Below are 18,689 nucleotides of genomic sequence, written 5' to 3' on the forward strand. Positions count from 1 at the left end.
CGATACGCAATCGGAAAACGGCACTAATTTTACCCGAATTACTCCATGAGACCGATTGAATATTCTGTTTTTTATGTAATTTTTTTTGTAAAAAATCTATGAGCGAAACTGAACAAAAATATCCTGTGACCGAGCAGGTCAAGGAGGCCATGGCAACCATTAAGCGCGGCGTTGACACGCTTTTGATTGAATCGGATCTAGAGCAAAAGTTGGCTCGCTCGCAGGCAACGGGAACGCCTTTGCGCTGCAAGCTCGGTTTGGACCCCACAGCTCCGGATATTCATATCGGTCACACGGTTGTGTTGAATAAATTGCGTCAATTGCAAGATTTGGGCCACACCGTCATTTTCTTGATCGGTGATTTCACGGCCGCTATCGGTGACCCTTCTGGTCGCAACGTGACCCGTCCGCCTCTTTCTCGCGAACAAATTGAAGTCAACGCTAAGACTTACTTGGATCAGGCAAGCCTTATTTTGGATCGCGAAAAAACGGAAATCCGTTACAACTCCGAATGGAGCGACAAGATGACGGCTACCGATATGATCAAACTGGCCTCTCGCTATACGTTGGCCCGTTTGCTTGAGCGCGATGATTTTGCCAAGCGCTATGCTGAACAAGCCCCGATTGCCATGCATGAACTATTGTATCCGCTCATGCAAGGTTACGATAGCGTGGCTTTGAAGGCTGATATGGAATTGGGCGGCTCGGATCAACGCTTCAATCTTCTTGTCGGCCGTGAATTACAACGCCAATACGATCAAGAGCCCCAGTGCATTTTGACCATGCCCCTGCTTGTCGGTTTGGACGGTGTTAACAAAATGAGTAAGTCCAAACACAACTACATCGGTATCACCGATACGCCGAATGATATGTTTGGCAAGGTGATGAGTATTTCTGACGACTTGATGTGGAATTGGTACGACCTCTTGAGCCTAAAGAGCAACAGCGAAATCGCAACGCTCAAGAATGAGTGTGCCAATGGTCGAAATCCTCGTGAAGCCAAGGTTCTTTTGGCTAAAGAAATTGTTGAACGTTTCCACACGAGCGCGGATGCTGATGCCGCGGAAGTGGAATTTAATAACCGATTCCGCGCAGGCGAAATGCCCTCGGAAATCCCGGAAGTTAATGTGGCCGCAGTGGATGGCGAAATCGGCATCGGTAAACTCATTAAGGAAGCCGGCATGGTGCCCAGCGTTGGTGAAGCTAACCGTAACGTTGACCAAGGTGGTGTCCGCGTCAATGGTGACCGCGTGACCGATCGCGGATTAAAACTTAAGGCCGGCACGTATACCATTCAAGTGGGTAAGCGTAAGTGGGCTAAAGTGACGGTTCACTAAGACCATTTTATGAAAAACAAAAGCCGCGACGAACGAAGTTTTGCCGCGGCTTTTTGATAAAGGATAGGATAATGATCGGATTACTGCAAAGGGTTAAAAACGCGTCCGTGACGGTCAATGACCAAGTCATTGGTGCCGTGGGAAAAGGTCTTTTGGTTTTAGTGTGTGCAGAAAAAGGCGACAGCGAAGAGCAATGTGAAAAGCTTGCCAAAAAAGTGTTGGCCTATCGGATTTTTGAAGATGAAAACGGCAAGATGAATAAGAGTGTGTCCGATATCGGTGGGGAAATATTAATTGTTTCCCAATTCACCCTGGCGGCTGACACTGCTAAAGGGCTTCGCCCGAGCTTTACGCCTGCAGCGGATCCTGAAACGGGAAAGCGTCTTTATGAGCACTTTATTGAAAAAGTTGGAGAAAGTGGTCTTAAAACACAAACAGGGCAGTTTGGCGCAAATATGCAGGTCGCCTTAATCAATGACGGTCCGGTGACGATTTGGTTAAAGTGTTAAAACATTGACAAAAGCGTCTGAAGCAACGAATAATCAAGTTAGTAATCTTGGGAGGATTGTCTATGAAAATAACCAGTCAAGATTTTGAGCACGGACAGTGGATTCCGAGCGAATGTGCCTACGGGCAATTAGTTGACGGCAAATTCGCGTTGGCTGAAAATTTAAACCCTCAACTTTCATGGAGCGGTTTGCCGCAAGGAACACAATCCATTGTTTTAGCTTGTATTGATCCGGATGTCCCGACAGATCGAAAGGCTTTAAATGAAGATGGCGAAATTCCTGCTGATCAGCCAAGGCGCGACTTTGTTCACTGGTTGGTGTGGGACATGGATCCCGCCGTTTGCGAAGTGAAAAAGGGCGAAGCTAGTGTCGGCGATGAAAAAAGTGGTAAGCGTTTTGCCAAACCGATGGGAATTGAGGCAATCAATGATTACTCATCAGAGACGGAAATCCATCGCGGCTACGACGGCCCCTGTCCTCCGGGATTCGACGCTCGCATGCACGGCTACGAATTCCGGGTGTATGCGCTTGATGTGAAAACACTAGACTTGCCTGATACGGCCCGTTGGGAAGAGGTTTGTGAGCGTATGGCTTCGCACGTTTTGGCAAGCGCCACGATTCAAGGAATTTATAGTTTGAATCCCAGGTTGCAACCGCTTTAAGCGATTCTCACTGGATAGACTAATGGGGGAGCGAGTTGCTCCCCCAAGTTGTTCTTAGGTTTATTGACAAGACGTTTTTTCATTTTTTGTACATTAAATGCAATAGGGCACGGATTTATGTACCGCAAAGTTATTGAACCGCTCAAAGGAATAGGAATCCATTTGTCATTTGTGGAGCAAGAGAAGTTGGCAGAACGAGGTTAATGAAAGAATTTGCAGCGCAGTGTTACAAAAGTACGGTATATGTCAATATTGAAAATTTAATTTTGGTGAAAGGTCACAGCTGAAGACAACCCATTGATTTGCTGGTTCAAAATGACTACCCACCTCCAAGTCGATCAGTTGCTTGTGGGATGCTGCCAGCTAGCCATAGCCAACAGGCGCCAATGATACGATCCAATTTGGCGTCGGTTACCAATATCCGTTGAGCAAGCGTACAAATGTTTACACGGCTGCTGGTTATACCAAGGTTAGCGGTGAAAGCGAAGACCGTGATGTCGAAGCTAAGGCGACAGAAGTCGTTGCCGGTATCGTTCACAACTTCTAATCTGAGAAGTCTTCTAATCTAAGTTAACGCCGGTTTTCTACTACCTTCCGGCCGACTTGATTGAAGTGGGGGTGATCTCAAAGACGTTTGGGATTGACCCTTTTTAGTATTTGAGCAGTGCTGATTTTAAATGCGAGATTTTGTAAGCCGATCGCTGGTTTCTCATGCAGTGTGCTTGTGAAATTGATTTTAGTTATTTACATAACCCCTCAAGATTTAGTTATTTAAAAAATTCTCTCTCAATTGTATTTCGTTTGAAATATCTTCGATAAAAACACAAATTCTCCATATTAATCGAAAAAATCTCCACAGATAGTGTGGCAACGAGTACAATCAAACCTAAATGCTTTAATACCATATATTGTGGTTAAAAAGTTTTTATCGTTAGTGGTCATACAAAGGAGATGGGGGTATGCATTGTCCTTTTTGTAAACATGAGCAAACCCAAGTGATTGACTCTCGCACAAGTGAGGATGGTACGACTATTCGTAGACGTCGTCGTTGCTTAAAGTGTGAAAAACGCTTTACCACCTATGAAAGAGTGGAACTTTCGATGCCTTCCATTATTAAGCGTGGAGGCGGACGTTGTGAGTATGACCAAAAGAAGCTTCGTGCTTCAATGATGCTCGCTTTGCGTAAGCGTCCGGTATCTCGCGAACGAGTGGATGAAGCGATTAACCGTATTGAACAAAAGATGCTTGCGTTGGGAGAACGTGAAGTCCGAAGCGATCGTTTGGGCGAATTGGTGATGGAAGAGCTTCGCGGTCTGGATAAGGTCGCCTATGTTCGCTTTGCCAGCGTTTATCGTAATTTTGAAGACGTTCAAAAATTTGCGGATATGGCTCGCGAGGTCTAGTCAGAGATGTCCTCTTCAGATCGAGACTATATGTTTAAGGCTTTAGCGCTAGCCGCTAAGGCCCGTCCGATTAGTCCGCCCAATCCTTCCGTCGGTTGCGTCATTGTTCGAGAAGGCTCTGTTTTGGGCGAGGGCTTTACTCAAAAGGTAGGCTCTGATCATGCCGAAATCCAAGCGATTAAAGATGCGGCTTCTAAAGGACATGATGTAAAGGGAGCGACTGTTTACGTGACGTTGGAGCCTTGCTCTCATTATGGGAGAACTCCTCCTTGTGCTCTGAGGTTAATTAAAGAACAAGTCGCCCGAGTGGTTGTTGCGTGTTTGGATCCCAATCCGCTTGTGGCCGGCCGTGGAGTTGAAATGCTTCGGCAAGCCGGAATCACAGTGGATGTCGGATTACTGCAAAAAGAAGCCTGGCAGATGAACGCGGGCTTTATGACGCGAATGACAGAAAATCGCCCTTGGGTGCGAGCCAAAGTCGCAATGAGCCTAGATGGATTTACGGCGCTGACAAACGGAGAAAGTCAGTGGATCACGGGGCCTGAAGCTAGAGAAGACGGCAGGCGCTACCGCTGCGAGGCCGGGGCAATTCTCACGGGTGTTGGAACGGTATTGGCTGATAATCCGTCGTTGACGGCTAGAGTGGATGGAAAGCTTCAATCAAGGCAACCATTGAAGGTTCTCGTCGATTCTCATTTGAGAGTTAATCCTGAAAATCATTTTTTTGATGAAGGACAGACACTTGTTGTTTGTGCCAAGGAAGATCTCGAAAAATCCCAGCGATTAAGAGAAAAAGGCGCAGAAATTCTGAGTCTTTCGGGCGAAAACGGTCGAGTTGATCTGCAAGCGCTTTTGAAGGAACTGGCACGACGTGAAGTCAATGAGGTGCATGTCGAAGCGGGAGCAACTTTAACCGGTGAAATGGTCCGATTAGGTTTAGTCGATGAGCTCTTATGCTACATTGCGCCGAAAATATTAGGACAGGGCAGAAGTGCTTTCGATCTTCCGCCCCTTCAATCGTTGTCTGATTGTGAAACATGGACAACGGTTCAGACGAGCCAAGTGGGCGAAGATGTTCGAATAATCTTACGAAAAAGGAAATAAAACGATGTTTACAGGCATTATTGAAGCAATTGGCAAAGTCCGCGAACCTGAAAAATTAGGTGACGGTGTTCGCCTGACGATTGACACACCGGCAGGCTGGCTTAAGGGGACCGAGATTGGCGAATCGATTGCGGTCAATGGCGCTTGCATGACCGTTGTTAATATTGAAGGAGATACATTTCAAATTGAGGTCTCCGCAGAAAGTTTGTCAAAAACATGTGGATTAGATACCTGGGGCGAAGTCAATTTGGAAAAAGCGCTCCGTGTTGGTGATCGATTGGACGGTCATATTGTTTCCGGTCATGTGGACGGTGTGGGCCAGGTGGAAGTGATGGAACCCAAGGCCGAAAGTTGGCATTTAGTGGTTCGTGCCCCCATGAAATTGTCTGCCTATTTGGCCTATAAGGGATCGGTGACAGTCAATGGAGTTTCTTTGACAATTAATGATGTTGAAGATACGCCGGTGGGCACTCGTATCTCCATTAATTTGATTCCGCACACCGTGGAAGTTACCACGTTAAAGCACTTAAAACCTCAGTCTTGGGTCAACCTTGAGATCGATACGATTGCTCGCTACGTGGAACGAATGATGAGCCTTAAAAACGATGATGGGCTCTTTTGATACAAAAGGAATCCAATCATGAAAACGCAGTTGTTTTCTCCTTACACAATTGGTCAGATGCAACTTCGCAATCGCATCAGTGTGCCGCCGATGTGTCAGTATCAAGCCATTGATGGAAAGGCTACAACTTGGCATAAAGTTCACTATGGCAAATTGGCTGGATCCGGTGCGGGACTTGTTTGTATAGAAGCCACGGCCGTGACGCCGGATGGTCGTATAACCGGTTCAGATTTGGGACTTTGGTCAGATGAGTTGGCGGGTTATTTTGCAGAAATCGTTCAGGCAATGAAAGCGATTGATCCGACAACGAAAGTTGCTGTGCAAATTAGTCACGCGGGACGTAAAGCTTCTGAACGTGCTCCTTGGTTAGGCGGCCATCTCTTAGCGGAAGAAGGCGGATGGGAGCCAGTTGCTCCGTCTGCGGTGAGCGCCGGGGGTGATGCGCCGACTCCGAGGGAAATGCTTCCGGGTGGCATAGAAGCCACTATTCAGGCTTTTGCGAACGCCGCCGAACGTGCTCAGCGCGCAGGAGTTGATGCCATTGAAATTCACATGGCTCACGGCTACCTTTTGCACCAATTCCTCTCACCGATTTCGAATCTTCGCACCGATGAGTGGGGTGGAAGTTTTGAAAATCGTACCCGTTTGCCGTTGGCTGTTTTTGATGCGATGAAAAAGGCGGCCCCCAATGTTGAAATCGGGGTAAGAGTTTCCGCTACAGATTGGATTGAGGGCGGCTGGAATCTGAAAGAAACCCTCGAGCTTGTCGAAAGCCTTAAAGAAAGGGGCTGCGCGTTTGTTGATGTCTCAACAGGGGGCTTGCACAGCAGTCAAAAGATCAACGTTTCCTATGGCTATCAATTACCGTTTGCTCGTGCTGTTCGATTGCAAACCGGGATTCCGACAATTGCTTGCGGCTTAATTAAAGACGCGCGTCAAGCCGAAAGCGTACTCGTGGAAGGAACGGCGGATTTAGTCGACGTTGGTCGGCAAATGTTGCTTAATCCCCATTGGGGTTGGCAGGCTGCGCTGGAGTTGGGAGAAAAAGTGGATTTCCCACCCTCTTACGTTCGGGGAATGCACCGTTAAAAAATCTCTAGCGAATTGATTTTTCGTTAATTTTTGTACCGTTTAGGCGTGTTGTCCGCGCCCAAACACGGTACAATATGCCAATTTACATAAAGAACAGAATTTCTTCGGAGAAACACAATGTCCATGGACATTATTGAGAATTCCTTAGACGGACGCGGTTTGAAAATCGGCATTGTTCAATCTCGATTCAATGAGTATGCCGGCGAAGGCCTGTTAAAGGCTTGTTTGGCAGAATTAGATCGATTGGGTGTGGTTGAGGAAGACATCACGCTCATGCGTGTGCCGGGCGCTCTAGAAATTCCGTTTGCCCTTCAACAATTGGCAGCAACGGAAGAGTATGACGCTTTAATCGCTATCGGTGCAGTAATTCGTGGCGAAACGTACCATTTTGAAATTGTTTCCAACGAGTCGGCCTCCGGCATCATGCAGGTTGGTTTGGATTTTGATATCCCGATTGCAAACGCCGTGCTTACCACTGAAAACGATGAGCAAGCTCAAGCCCGCTTACAACAAAAGGGCACGGATGCTGCGCAGGTTGCCGTTGAGATGGCCAATCTTCGTAAAGAATTTGAGTACGACATGGAAGACGGGGAGTAATCAATGACAGACGTTAAACCCCATCGCCCAAGCCGCGGCGCGCGTTCGCTTTCCAGAGAGTTTGCCCTTTTGGGCGTTTACGAATGGTTGGTAAGCGGCGCGGACGCTGTGACAATTGAACGTACACTTTTGAGTGTTTTAAGTGACGACGGCGAACCCATTGCCGGAGCGGCTATTGATGCCGCGGATTTTGAGCGCTGCGACAAGAAGCACTTCTCTGAATTATTAGCCGGGGTCATTGAATACGCAGAAGATTTGCAAGCGGTTTTCTCCAAGCACGTTGATCGCGACATTTCGCGCTTGTCTCTGGTTGAACGCTCGGTTCTTTTGTTGGGAACCTACGAGTTGAAATTTCATATTGAGATTCCGTACCGTGTGGTAATTAATGAAGCTGTGGAATTGGCTAAGCTCTTTGGCGGTTCCGATGGCTTCCGTTATGTCAACGGCGTGTTGGATAAAGTAGCCGCCGATGTGCGCGCAACAGAGGTGGGTGCTAAAAAGTAATTTTATGGGCCCATGCCTTAGTGAAACAGAGCTCATTTCTCGTTTCTTCAATTTCAACATCCCCGGTCGATGGCCAACCCAAGGGATCGGGGATGATTGCGCGATTATTCAAGTAGGAAATAAGCGTTTAGCGGTAACAACGGATACGGTTGCCTCTGGAACGCATTTTTTGCCCAATGCCGATCCCTACACGATTGGTAAGAAATCTTTAGCTGTCAATCTTTCTGATTTGGCTGCCGCAGGCGCTGATCCTCGTTGTTTTTTCTTGGCGTTGTCGTTGCCTGAAAGTGATTCATCTTGGCTTGAAGCCTTTAGCCGTGGTCTTTACGAATGTGCAAGGGAATTTAGTTGTCCTCTCATTGGGGGAGATACGACAAAGACGGCAAAAATTGGTCATTCTCAAGCGCCATTCAGTATCACAATCACGGCGATCGGAGAAGTTGAGCGAGGGCTTACCCGCCAAGGGGCGCGGATTGGTGACGATATTTGGGTGAGCGGAACGGTAGGGGACGCTTACTTAGCCCTGATGCTAAGAACGGGGCAGTGGGCAGGAGCTTGTGACAGCTATTTGGCTGCGGCGATGGATACGCCTGTGCCCAGAGTGGCGTTGGGGCAATTTTTGAGTCATTTTGCAACGGCTTGCGCGGATATCTCTGATGGCTTTTTGAAAGATCTTGGCAATATTCTTGTACGATCAAATGTTGGAGCCGAGGTTTATGTCGATCATCTAGCGGTCAGTCCACAGTTAGCCCAGCGAACACAAAAAGAGCGCCGACAGGCTCAGTTGGCAGGGGGCGATGATTATGAATTGGTCTGGACCGCTCCGGAAAGCGCCAGACAACGCATCATTGATTACGCACAAAAATGTCAGGAAAATGGACAGCCGCTACTACTGACCAGAGTAGGAAAGGTTGTTTCAAGCGGTTTGAAACTTTTAAATAATGATGGTGGCGAAATTCAAAATACTTTCTATGGATTTGATCATTTCGCTCAGGAAAATGTTTGAAAAATATAGCAGTAACAATCCGGTCAATAGGATCCGAATGACTTGTGCCTTTGCATTCAGTCACCCGGCGCACATCATTGCTTCATTTTTTGCCAGTGGAGTGATTCGTCCGGCCCCAGGCACTTGGGGAACATTGGCCGGTTGGATTGTGTTCGTTTTGTTAGATCCTTGGATTCCATATACGGCTTGGTTTTTTATTGTAGCCGCGACCTTTTTTATTGGAGCTTGGGCTTGTCAGAAGACCTCAGAGGACCTGGGGGTTCAGGATCACGGTTCCATTGTGATTGATGAGGTCTTTGCTATTTGGTTGCTTTTGGCGCTGATGCCGCCGACTCTTTTGTGGCAGATCGCCGCATTTGTGGCTTTCCGTTTCTTTGACATTGTCAAGTTGCCGCCCGCGGATTACTTCGATAAAAAAATGAAGAATGGTTTTGGCATTATGCTCGATGATGCCATCGCGGCTGTTTACGCTTGGCTGATTTTATTTGCCGTGCAGTGGGTGTTGTACTGATATGGAACTTTTTGTTGAATTGTCTGAGCGAGTAGGTCGGTGCGCGTCGGCGTACAAAGCAGTGCTGGCCACGGCGGAGTCCTGTACGGCCGGAGGCATCGCTTGTGCAATCACTCAAATTGCAGGATCAAGTGAATGGTTTGATCGTGGTTTTGTCACCTATACCAATCAATCCAAAGAGGATTTGCTGGGTGTGAAGCACGAAACTCTTTGTCGCTACGGAGCCGTCAGTGAGCAAACCGCCTCTGAAATGGTTCTCGGCGCTTTAAGCCGATCAACGGCAACGGTTGCGGTGGCAGTAACCGGAATTGCGGGGCCAGGCGGTGCTGTTCCCGGCAAGCCCGTTGGAACCGTTTATTTGGCCTGGTGCAAAAAAGGAGAAATCCCTGTTGTTAAACGACATCAGTTTTCCGGTGATCGCAACGCTGTGCGCGAGTCGACTATAAGGACGGCACTTGAAGGTCTTTGTCATTTGATTGAGAAAAATTGATAGGAATATTTTTGAATCGTTGGTGAATGAAAAATGGACAATTGGTTTAATGTTCTTTGCCTTTTAGCCCTGATTTTCTTAAACGGTATTTTTGCGATGAGTGAAATCGCATTGGTGACGAGCCGAAAAGCCCGTTTGCAGATGAAAATTGATGACGGAAATTCCGGAGCGAAAGTTGCTCTTAAACTCAACGAGGAACCCACACGAGCGCTCTCTGCCATTCAGGTTGGCATTACCTCAATCGGTATTTTGTCCGGTATTGTCGGTGAGGCTGCTTTAGCAACGCCAGTGGCGGCTTGGTTAAATGAAAGTTTCGGTGTAGAAGTCAATACGGCCCGTGCAGTGGGATTGCTTTTAGTGGTCGTTTTAGTGACTTATTTCTCCATCGTTTTGGGTGAATTGGTTCCGAAACGTTTAGGACAAATGAATCCGGAAGGTGTTGCTTGCCGCATCGCTCCGCCGATTAATTTCTTAGCTGTTTTAATGGCGCCCTTCGTGAAATTGTTGTCGGTTTCAACGGATCTGCTTTTGAAACTGACTGGAAAGCAAAATGTAGAGGAAGCGGCTGTAACTGAAGAAGAAATTCACCAAATGGTGGTCGAAGGCAGTGAGGCCGGAACCATTGAAGTGCAAGAGCGTGACATGGTGCGCAATATTTTCCGATTGGATGACCGCACGATCGGTACATTAATGACTCCGCGAAATGAAGTGGAATGGATTGATATTCAGGACGGAGCACAGGAAAACATTAAAAAATTGGTGACTTCGAAACATTCGAGATTGCCGGTTTGCGATGGTTCGCTTGACGATATCAAAGGTTTTTGCTCTACCCGTTACCTTTTGCAGCAGATTGTAGACACCGGGGAAGTGGATTTCACCACACACTTGATACCGGCTGTTTATGTGCCGGAATCCTTAACCGGTTTGGAACTTTTGGATAACTTTAAAGAAAATGACGTTCCGCTTGCCATTGTGGTTGATGAGTATGGTTCCGTGCAGGGTATTGTCAGTCCTCGCGATGTGCTCGAAGCTATTGCCGGTGAATTTAAAAACGTTCCGGGAGAGGAAGACTGGGCAATTAAACGTGAAGATGGGTCACTTTTGGTCGATGGCATGATGCCGGTGCCGGAGTTAAAAGACCAGTTGAACCTTAAACAGTTGCCCAATGAAGCTGACGGCCGTTACAACACATTGGCCGGAATGATTATTTGGATGACTGGTCATTTACCGAAGACCGGAGATGTCGTAACGTGGGACAACTGGCGCTTTGAGGTTGTTGATATGGATGGCCGACGTATCGATAAAGTGTTGGTCTCTTGCATTGAAGAAAAGGCTGAGTCTGAAGCAGGATCGGGGCAAGAAAACTAGCCTAGTGTCGGATAAGGCAATGGCCGCAAAATTTTCTTTCTGCGGCCATTAATATATTTAGGCTAATTTGCTGTATTCCTCATCACCGACTGGTTCGCACCATTCGTTTTTGGCCCCATCGGCAGGGACTTCAATGGCGATGTGAGCAAACCAACTGTCAGGTGCAGCTCCATGCCAGTGTTTAACTTCCGGAGCGATATTGACGACATCCCCCGGATGAAGTTCCTGCGGCTCTTTTCCCCATTCCTGGTAGTAGCCGCGTCCAGCGGTGACTAATAAGATTTGTCCGCCCTTGTGGTGAATATGCCAATTGTTGCGGCAACCGGGTTCAAAGGTGACGTTGGCTGTCACAACACCGCTCGTTGTGAGCATGTTGAGATAACTCTGTCCAATAAAATATTGGGCGTATGCATCATTTTTGGCTCCTCGGGCAAAAGGTCCGAATTTTTCTCCTGTCATCATCAGTCTCCAATAAAAAGCTTAAGACAAGCCAAAGCTTAGACTCGGAAACGGACAAAAACCTCCGCAGTAAAAGCATATTTTTGCTCATTTGTTTCATGCGGAGAAAAAAAAGTCCTGCGCATGGCAGGACCAAAAAAGTTCCCTAAGGAAGGAGCTATATTATTCGATGACATTCTATTGGGGGAATGCCATCGGGTTTGACCCTTTGGAAGTATAGGCGGGTTTAATATTCTGTGCAATGAAATTATCTTGATTATCTAATTCAATTTTCTTGAATGATTGACCTTGATGATTTACGGACGGTTTTGGCCGTTGTGGAGACGGGCGGAGTCATAAAAGCGGCTCAATCGCTGCATCGGGTGCCTTCTGCTGTCAGTATGAGATTGCAGAATTTAGAAAATCGTCTATCAGTAACTTTATTTGAAAAGCGCGGACGGCAATTATCTCCGACTTCTCACGCTTTAGCACTGGCGGAAGATGCCAGAAAAATTCTTTCACTTGTCCGGGAGACCGAAAGCAGAATCACCAATGAGGAACCTCACGGTGTACTGCGATTTGGAGCAACGGACCACTTAGTGGGGACACGGCTTAGTCGTCCGATTTCAAAGCTGCTTAAGCACTATCCAAAAATTGATTTGTCATTGAAAGTCGCTCCAAGCGAGCGCATTAAAGAAGCTATTTTGTGCAGAGAATTGGATGCCGGTGTTGTGCTTCACTCTAAGGGTAACGGACGGTTGACAAGTATTCCGCTTTTTAGAGAAAAACTGGTTGTAATCACCCCAAAAAATCGTTTTGTTTTAAAAGAAGAGCTCTCGACACAGACCGCTTTGGCGTTTCATACCACGGGTCAATATTACAGCCGTTGTTTGGAGTGGTTTGACTATATGGGAACAATGCCAGCTCGAATTATTGAACTTCAGTCATATTCAGCCATTGTCGGTTCTGTGGCTGACGGTTTGGGGTTGGCTATTGTGCCTTTTTATTGGTTGGAACAATTTAATTGTTTTGACATGGTTTCGGTTCATCCCTTGCCCAAGTCCCTAGCCTTTGTTCAAGTTGACTTAATGTATTTACGGGCAGAGAACTCTCCCAACATAAAAGCGCTTAAAGAAGTGTTATTACAAAAGAGTTTTAAACAAGAATGGTTGAGGTAGTGTTCTCCCTTAAGGGATAGCCAGAATAATAAGTAAAAGCTTGTAAATCAAGTTGATAGCAATCAAGTAGACCGATAACAAGAACAAAGCTCAATGGTACGTAGTAATAGAATCGAAATTGCAGATGATAGAAAGCGGACGTTGTCTATTGTCTGTGTGTTTGCGTTCTAAGTGGAGTAAACACAAAAAATATAAAAACTCTCCTGTTTTTTATGGAGCCATATTATGGTTTGGTTACATTTTATTTTCCTTTTTGCCATTATTATCTACGCGGCTAAATTAGGTGGAATCGGTGTAGGTATGGCTGGCGGCCTCGGTATGGCGGTCGCCGTTTTTATTTTCGGTATCCCGCCCGGACCGATGCCTCTTGACGTGATTTTGATCATCATGAGTGTGCTTTTTGCATGCTCTGTGATGCACGTCGCTGGCGGTATGGACTATATGATTCGTGTCGCTTCGCATATTTTGCGCAGTAATCCGAAGTACATCAATATCCTCGCTCCGGCAATCGCCTTTACGTTGACGATTTTCTCCGGTACGGGCTTTACCACGATGGCCATTTTGAACGTCGTTCAAGAAGTGGCTAAGCAAAATGGTGTTCGTCCCTCTCAACCGTTGACTTCGGCTGTGGTGGCTTCCCAAATTGCTATTTCCGCTTCTCCTATCTCTGCTGCTACGGCCGCCATGTATGTCGTGGTTGAAAAGATGGGCGTATCTTTCGGCGATGCCCTCATGGTGATTTTGCCTGCCGGTTTGTTCGGTGCCGCTGTTGCTTCTTTGATCTCTGCCTTCCAAGGCGTTGATCTCGCTAAGGATCCGATCTTCCAACAACGTATGAAGGAAGGTCTCGTTTCGATGACGAGTAAGGAAGAACTTGAAAAGCCGTTGCCGAAGGGAGCCAAGCTTTCTGTGGGCTTGTTCCTCTTGGGCGTGCTCTTCATCGTTTTGATGTTGCTCTTTAAGCAAGAGATCGGTCATACATTAGGCTCTCGCGACATCATCGTTATCACGATGCTCTTCATCTCGATGCTGATGTACTGGTTCTGTGATGTCAAGCTCACGAAGATTAAGGAATCCACGATCTTCCATGGCGGTTATGAATCCTTGGTTGTGATTCTCGGTATCTGCTGGTTTGCTTCTACCGTTATTGAAATTTATGTTCCCTCTATTAAGGAACAAGCTACGGTGTTGCTCGGCCAATACCCGGGTCTCTTGGCTTTGGCTTTCTTCTGCGTGTCTGCTTTGCTCTTCTCGCAAGGTGCGACCTCCGCATTGCTCGTCCCGGTGGCTGCCAGCCTCGGTTGCGACGCTCCCATGATTTTGGCTTGCTTCGTTGCCGTGTCCGGTATCTTCGTGACGAACGTTTACCCGACTTCCGCTTTCGCCGTTTCTTGCGACGATACGGGTTCTTACATGGGTAAATGGAGCGGCTCGTTTGTGATTAACCACCCCTTCTTCCTGCCGGGTTGCTTGGGTTTGGCTGCCGCTATCCCGTTCGGTTTCTTGCTTGCCAGTATCGTTTTCTAATTGGCAATTAAGAATTCAGTGAACTGAAAGCAAAAAAATCCCCGAAAGATCGAAATGGTTTTTCGGGGATTTTGAATGAAAAAGCCCAAGAAAAATCTTGGGCAAACTTGTTTTAGCGTTTAATTTTTAAAGGCCTCGAGCCTGATTGATTTTGTCTCGAGTTTCCTTAGCAACACGTGCGGCGGCTTCTTTGAAATCTTCGTTTTTAGAAGCATATAAAATCGCGCGGCTTGAATTAATCATCATGCCGCATTTATCAGTCGTTGCGCCGGCATTCACACAAGCTTGAATATCTCCGCCTTGAGCGCCGACTCCGGGTACGAGAAGGGGAAGGTCACCAACAATGGAACGAACCGCGGCAATTTCATTGGGATAGGTGGCGCCGACCACTAACCCTAACTGGCCGTTTAAGTTCCAAGGACCCGCGGCTAATTCCGCAACTCTTTGGTAAATCGGTTTACCGTCCACTTTCAGCATTTGAATGTCGTTGCCGCCTGGATTGGATGTTCGGCACAACAAGATGGCTCCCCGGTCTTCATACTCAAGATACGGTTGAACGGAGTCAAAACCCATGTAAGGGGAGAGCGTTACGGCATCTGCTGCATAACGCACAAACGCCTCTTTGGCATAGTGTTTTGCGGTAGAGCCAATGTCACCGCGCTTAGAATCCAAAACAACCGGAATGCTCGGGTAGTGTTGGTGGATGTATTCAATAATGGCTTTGAGTTCTGCCTCGGCTCCACAGGAGGCAAAGTAAGCAATCTGAGGCTTAAAAGCACAGGCAAAAGAGGCGGTTGCATCTACGATGGCTGTACAGAACTCGTAGTAACAATCTTTCTTTTCTTTGATGCTGTCGGGGAAGCGGTTTTTGTCCGGATCCAATCCAACACACAAAAGTGATTGACTTTCAATCCAACGGTTTTTAAGTTTTTCGATAAAGGTCATGATTTCTCCCACCAAACATATTCTGAAAATTGTACTGGAGTGTTGCAAAGTTGCCTACTTGAAGCAATTTTTTGCCAATAGAGAAAAAGTATTTGACGCCCAAAAGAATTGCTTTTTATACTCAGAAACACTTCTGATCCGTCGGTAAGAAATCTTGATCCGACGAATTCTTTTGTTTCCCATTTTGAGAAAATGTTTGGTTTTATTGAGGGTTGATTCGTGAACGCGGCGATGGAACTTTTTCTGGATTCATTTTGGGATATTTTATTGCCGGGACTGTTGGTAACGATTCCGCTTACAGCCCTATCGTTTACGTTTGCACTGATCATCGCGGTTATTGTGGCCTTGATTCAGTTTGCCAATGTCCCGATTCTTACCCAACTTGCCCGTTTTTATATTTGGATTATTCGCGGCACGCCGCTTCTGGTTCAACTCTTTATCGTTTTTTACGGCTTACCTCACGTTGGTATTTTGATTGATCCTTTTGTCGCGGCCGTTGTTGTTTTTTCAATTAATGAGGGAGCCTATTGTTCAGAGACGATGCGTGCGGCATTGGAATCGGTTCCTAAAGGTCAGCTTGAAGCAGGTCTTTGCGCCGGTATGAGTTGGGGGCAAACCATTCGCCGCATTGTTTTGCCACAAGCCTTTCGAACAGCATTCCCCACACTGGGTAATTCCCTTATTTCCATGGTGAAGGATACGTCTTTGGCAGCCAACATCACGGTGACAGAAATGTTTATGACCACGCAGCGTATTGTGGCCAGAACGTACGAACCTTTACTGCTTTATGTTGAAGTAGGTTTGATCTATCTAATTTTTTGCACGGTATTGACCAAACTGCAAACGAGTGGAGAAAAGCGTTTGCAAAAGTACGGTCGCCGTTAATGCGTGGGAGCTCAAATGATTGAAGTGAAAAATTTACGAAAATCGTTCGGCGACCTGGAAGTAATTAAAGGGGTGGATCTGAATATCAATAAAGGTGACGTCATCTCCATTATCGGTCCAAGCGGATCGGGAAAAACGACGCTTTTGCGTTGTATGAATTTTTTAGAAAAGGCCGATGCCGGAGTGATGACCTTTAATGAAAAAACATACGATATGAGTCGGATGCACCGCCAGGATATTTTGGCTATTCGCAAAAAGACGGCTTTTGTTTTTCAAAATTACAACCTGTTTTTCAATAAAACGGCATTGGAAAACGTAACCGAAGGACTCATTGTCGGACGAGGGGTTTCGAAAGCGAAAGCATTGGATATAGGACGAGCACTATTAAAACGAGTGGGTCTTGAAGACCGACAGGACTATTACCCTTCGGAATTGTCCGGTGGACAGCAACAGCGGGTAGCCATTGCTAGAGCCTTAGCGGCTGAACCAGAAATCATTTATTTCGATGAACCGACTTCAGCTCTCGATCCGGAATTAACGCAGGGTATTTTGACTCTGATGCGTGAAATGGCCGATGACGGAATGACAATGCTCGTGGTTACGCACGAAATGAGTTTTGCTCGCAACGTATCCAATAAAGTTTGGTTTATGGATGGGGGCGTTATGGTGGAATCGGGAAGCGCCAAAGAGTTTTTTGAGCATCCGAAGGATTCTCGTACAAAAGCGTTTTTGCAAATGACCGAAGAAGAAAGCGCTAAAGAATAATTTCAAAGGATATGAAAATGCTGAATCGTCGTACTTTTCAATTGGTTTTGCCCGTCGCTTTGTTATCTATTGTGCTTGGAATAAGCGGCTGTTCTAAAGAAGAACCTGTCGATGCGCAAACGTCGGCAACTCAATCCGGTCAAGATCTTTTGGATCAAATTCGTACCAAAGGAAAAATTGTGATTGCGACGGAAGGGACTTGGTCGCCATGGACCTTTCATGATCAGTCAGGCAAACTCACTGGTTACGACATTGAAGTCGGTCGTTTAATTGCTCAAAGGTTGGGAGTTGAGCCGCAATTTGTGGAAGGAAAATGGGACGGACTGTTGGCAGGTATTTCAGCCGGTCGCTATGACATCATGATTAACGGTGTGGACATGACGCCTGAGCGAGAAAAAGCCTATCGTTTTACAGAACCTTATGCCTATAACCGTACGGTCGTTATCGTTTCCGATCAAAATACTGAAATTAAATCCATGCAAGATTTAAAAGGTAAACAGACCGCGAATACTATTTCGAGTACCTATGCAGAAATTGCAGAAAAATACGGTGCAAAAGTGGATGGTGTTGACGATTTGAACCAAACCTTTGAATTGCTGTTGAGCGGTCGAATTGATGCAACATTAAATGCCGAGGTGGTCTATTACGACTACAAAAAAGTCCATCCACAGGCTGCTGTAAAAATCGCCGCTATTGCTGATGAAACAACTTCTGTCGGTATCCCTCTGAAAAAAGAAGGAACGGAAAAATTGCAAGCCGAACTCAATAAAATTCTCAATGATTTAAGAGCATCAGGGGAACTATCCAAGCTTTCAACACAGTTTTTCGGTACAGATATTTCTAAGAAATAAAAGCGAGATTGATAGGTCCCTGAATCGTATAAAAGGGGCCTTTTTTTCAGGAGCTTAGAAGTGTCATTTACCTCTCAGATAGATACCGTGCGCGATTTTCAGTTGCCAAGGATTGGCCTTGGAACATGGAGTTTAAGAGGCGAGCAATGTGTTAATGCGGTTTGTTGTGCACTTCAATGCGGTTACCGGTTAATTGATACGGCCTCTTTTTATGGAAACGAGAAGGAAGTTGGAGAAGCAGTTCGACGCTCAGGACTGTCGCGTGAAAAAGTCATCATTCAAACAAAGCTTTACCCTGATCAGTACGACCAAGCCTCTAAGGCTATTGATGATGCACTAAAAAAACTTAACTTAGACTACATTGACATCATGATGTTGCATCATCCTGCCGAAAATGATGTGAGTGCATACCGAGCGATTGAGCAAGCTATTGCAAAACGAAAGGTAAGGGCGGCAGGTCTGTCTTGTTACTATATTCAGGAAACGGACGCATTTTTGCCACAAGTGGATAATCAACCGGTTTTGATTCAAAACGAAATCCATCCTTTCTACCAAGACAAGGCCGTGGTGAAACATCTCCAGTCTTTGGGAATTGCTGTTCAGAGTTGGTATCCGTTTGGAGGAAGAGGTCACGCTCAAGAACTTTTTCAGAATTCTGTTTTGCTGACTATTGCTCGCACTTATGGAAAAACGGTGGCACAGGTTATTCTTCGTTGGCATTTGCAGCGGGGCGTAACTGTTATTCCTGGTTCTTGTAATCAAGAACACATTAAAGAGAATTTAGCTATTTTCGATTTTCAATTGTCACAAGAGGATATGCAGAAGATAGCAACTTTAGATCGAAACGAAAAACATGATTGGTATTAAAAAATCCCCTGAAAAGCGTACCTTTCAG

At 46.3% G+C, this 18,689-nt stretch carries 22 protein-coding genes; 20 read left to right on the forward strand and 2 right to left on the reverse strand.

What is annotated here, in order from left to right; all coding sequences use genetic code 11:
• Positions 1 to 98: 98 nt before the first annotated feature.
• The 14 genes from tyrS to M3080_RS07730 all read left to right on the forward strand — a co-directional run bounded on the left by tyrS (position 99) and on the right by M3080_RS07730 (position 11,205).
• Complete coding sequence (gene tyrS, locus M3080_RS07670) at positions 99 to 1,337, forward strand: tyrosine--tRNA ligase (RefSeq protein ID WP_249092576.1); 1,239 nt, start codon at positions 99 to 101, stop codon at positions 1,335 to 1,337.
• A 71-nt stretch (positions 1,338 to 1,408) separates the two neighbouring features.
• Complete coding sequence (gene dtd / locus M3080_RS07675) at positions 1,409 to 1,846, forward strand: D-aminoacyl-tRNA deacylase (RefSeq protein ID WP_249092577.1); 438 nt, start codon at positions 1,409 to 1,411, stop codon at positions 1,844 to 1,846.
• A 62-nt stretch (positions 1,847 to 1,908) separates the two neighbouring features.
• On the forward strand, positions 1,909 to 2,508 hold the full coding sequence (locus tag M3080_RS07680) for a YbhB/YbcL family Raf kinase inhibitor-like protein (RefSeq protein WP_249092578.1): 600 nt from the start codon (positions 1,909 to 1,911) through the stop codon (positions 2,506 to 2,508).
• A gap of 424 nt (positions 2,509 to 2,932) precedes the next feature.
• The gene (locus tag M3080_RS09315) at positions 2,933 to 3,055 is read left to right on the forward strand and encodes a hypothetical protein (protein ID WP_258333492.1); all 123 of its coding nucleotides are present in this window, start codon (positions 2,933 to 2,935) and stop codon (positions 3,053 to 3,055) included.
• Between the two features lie 412 nt (positions 3,056 to 3,467).
• A complete protein-coding gene (gene nrdR, locus M3080_RS07685) occupies positions 3,468 to 3,911 on the forward strand; it encodes a transcriptional regulator NrdR (protein WP_022473149.1) in 444 nt (147 codons plus the stop codon).
• Positions 3,912 to 3,917: 6 nt separating this feature from the next.
• Positions 3,918 to 5,015, forward strand: coding sequence for a bifunctional diaminohydroxyphosphoribosylaminopyrimidine deaminase/5-amino-6-(5-phosphoribosylamino)uracil reductase RibD (gene ribD, locus M3080_RS07690; RefSeq protein WP_283162571.1), 1,098 nt, complete (start codon positions 3,918 to 3,920; stop codon positions 5,013 to 5,015).
• 4 nt (positions 5,016 to 5,019) lie between these two features.
• Positions 5,020 to 5,637 carry a riboflavin synthase gene (locus M3080_RS07695; RefSeq protein WP_249092580.1) on the forward strand — a complete coding sequence of 206 codons (618 nt, stop codon included), beginning with the start codon at positions 5,020 to 5,022 and terminating at the stop codon, positions 5,635 to 5,637.
• 18 nt (positions 5,638 to 5,655) lie between these two features.
• Positions 5,656 to 6,726 carry an NADH:flavin oxidoreductase/NADH oxidase gene (locus M3080_RS07700; protein ID WP_249092581.1) on the forward strand — a complete coding sequence of 357 codons (1,071 nt, stop codon included), beginning with the start codon at positions 5,656 to 5,658 and terminating at the stop codon, positions 6,724 to 6,726.
• Between the two features lie 120 nt (positions 6,727 to 6,846).
• Positions 6,847 to 7,326, forward strand: coding sequence for a 6,7-dimethyl-8-ribityllumazine synthase (ribH, locus tag M3080_RS07705; RefSeq protein WP_022473153.1), 480 nt, complete (start codon positions 6,847 to 6,849; stop codon positions 7,324 to 7,326).
• Positions 7,327 to 7,329: 3 nt separating this feature from the next.
• Positions 7,330 to 7,830: a transcription antitermination factor NusB gene (gene nusB, locus M3080_RS07710; RefSeq protein WP_249092582.1), complete on the forward strand. Its 501-nt coding sequence runs from the start codon at positions 7,330 to 7,332 to the stop codon at positions 7,828 to 7,830.
• Between the two features lie 4 nt (positions 7,831 to 7,834).
• On the forward strand, positions 7,835 to 8,836 hold the full coding sequence (thiL, locus tag M3080_RS07715; RefSeq protein WP_249092583.1) for a thiamine-phosphate kinase: 1,002 nt from the start codon (positions 7,835 to 7,837) through the stop codon (positions 8,834 to 8,836).
• A gap of 37 nt (positions 8,837 to 8,873) precedes the next feature.
• The gene (locus tag M3080_RS07720) at positions 8,874 to 9,347 is read left to right on the forward strand and encodes a phosphatidylglycerophosphatase A family protein (RefSeq protein WP_249092584.1); all 474 of its coding nucleotides are present in this window, start codon (positions 8,874 to 8,876) and stop codon (positions 9,345 to 9,347) included.
• Position 9,348: 1 nt separating this feature from the next.
• A complete protein-coding gene (locus M3080_RS07725; protein WP_249092585.1) occupies positions 9,349 to 9,837 on the forward strand; it encodes a CinA family protein in 489 nt (162 codons plus the stop codon).
• A gap of 33 nt (positions 9,838 to 9,870) precedes the next feature.
• Positions 9,871 to 11,205, forward strand: a complete 1,335-nt coding sequence (locus tag M3080_RS07730) for a hemolysin family protein (protein WP_249092586.1) — start codon at positions 9,871 to 9,873, stop codon at positions 11,203 to 11,205.
• Positions 11,206 to 11,262: 57 nt separating this feature from the next.
• Here M3080_RS07730 and M3080_RS07735 read toward each other — a convergent pair whose 3' ends face one another.
• Complete coding sequence (locus M3080_RS07735; RefSeq protein WP_249092587.1) at positions 11,263 to 11,667, reverse strand: cupin domain-containing protein; 405 nt, start codon at positions 11,665 to 11,667, stop codon at positions 11,263 to 11,265.
• Between the two features lie 275 nt (positions 11,668 to 11,942).
• Here M3080_RS07735 and M3080_RS07740 point away from each other — a divergent pair, with 275 nt between their 5' ends.
• Positions 11,943 to 12,821: a LysR family transcriptional regulator gene (locus tag M3080_RS07740; RefSeq protein WP_249092588.1), complete on the forward strand. Its 879-nt coding sequence runs from the start codon at positions 11,943 to 11,945 to the stop codon at positions 12,819 to 12,821.
• 225 nt (positions 12,822 to 13,046) lie between these two features.
• On the forward strand, positions 13,047 to 14,348 hold the full coding sequence (locus M3080_RS07745) for an anaerobic C4-dicarboxylate transporter (protein WP_249092589.1): 1,302 nt from the start codon (positions 13,047 to 13,049) through the stop codon (positions 14,346 to 14,348).
• A gap of 126 nt (positions 14,349 to 14,474) precedes the next feature.
• Here M3080_RS07745 and pyrF read toward each other — a convergent pair whose 3' ends face one another.
• Positions 14,475 to 15,293, reverse strand: coding sequence for an orotidine-5'-phosphate decarboxylase (pyrF, locus tag M3080_RS07750; protein ID WP_249092590.1), 819 nt, complete (start codon positions 15,291 to 15,293; stop codon positions 14,475 to 14,477).
• Positions 15,294 to 15,512: 219 nt separating this feature from the next.
• Between pyrF and M3080_RS07755 the strand changes: the two genes are divergently transcribed.
• From M3080_RS07755 to M3080_RS07770, 4 genes are read left to right on the forward strand one after another with little or no spacing between them, the layout of a single operon-like run.
• Positions 15,513 to 16,178: an amino acid ABC transporter permease gene (locus M3080_RS07755; RefSeq protein WP_249092591.1), complete on the forward strand. Its 666-nt coding sequence runs from the start codon at positions 15,513 to 15,515 to the stop codon at positions 16,176 to 16,178.
• Positions 16,179 to 16,193: 15 nt separating this feature from the next.
• Entirely contained in the window at positions 16,194 to 16,943 is a 750-nt protein-coding gene (locus tag M3080_RS07760; protein ID WP_249092592.1) for an amino acid ABC transporter ATP-binding protein, read from the forward strand.
• A 17-nt stretch (positions 16,944 to 16,960) separates the two neighbouring features.
• Entirely contained in the window at positions 16,961 to 17,794 is an 834-nt protein-coding gene (locus tag M3080_RS07765; protein ID WP_249092593.1) for a transporter substrate-binding domain-containing protein, read from the forward strand.
• A 60-nt stretch (positions 17,795 to 17,854) separates the two neighbouring features.
• Complete coding sequence (locus tag M3080_RS07770; RefSeq protein ID WP_249092594.1) at positions 17,855 to 18,661, forward strand: aldo/keto reductase; 807 nt, start codon at positions 17,855 to 17,857, stop codon at positions 18,659 to 18,661.
• Positions 18,662 to 18,689 lie beyond the last annotated feature (28 nt).

The sequence above is a fragment of the Parasutterella secunda genome, from assembly GCF_023336895.1.
In the GTDB taxonomy this organism is placed as follows: domain Bacteria; phylum Pseudomonadota; class Gammaproteobacteria; order Burkholderiales; family Burkholderiaceae_F; genus Aphodousia; species Aphodousia faecalis.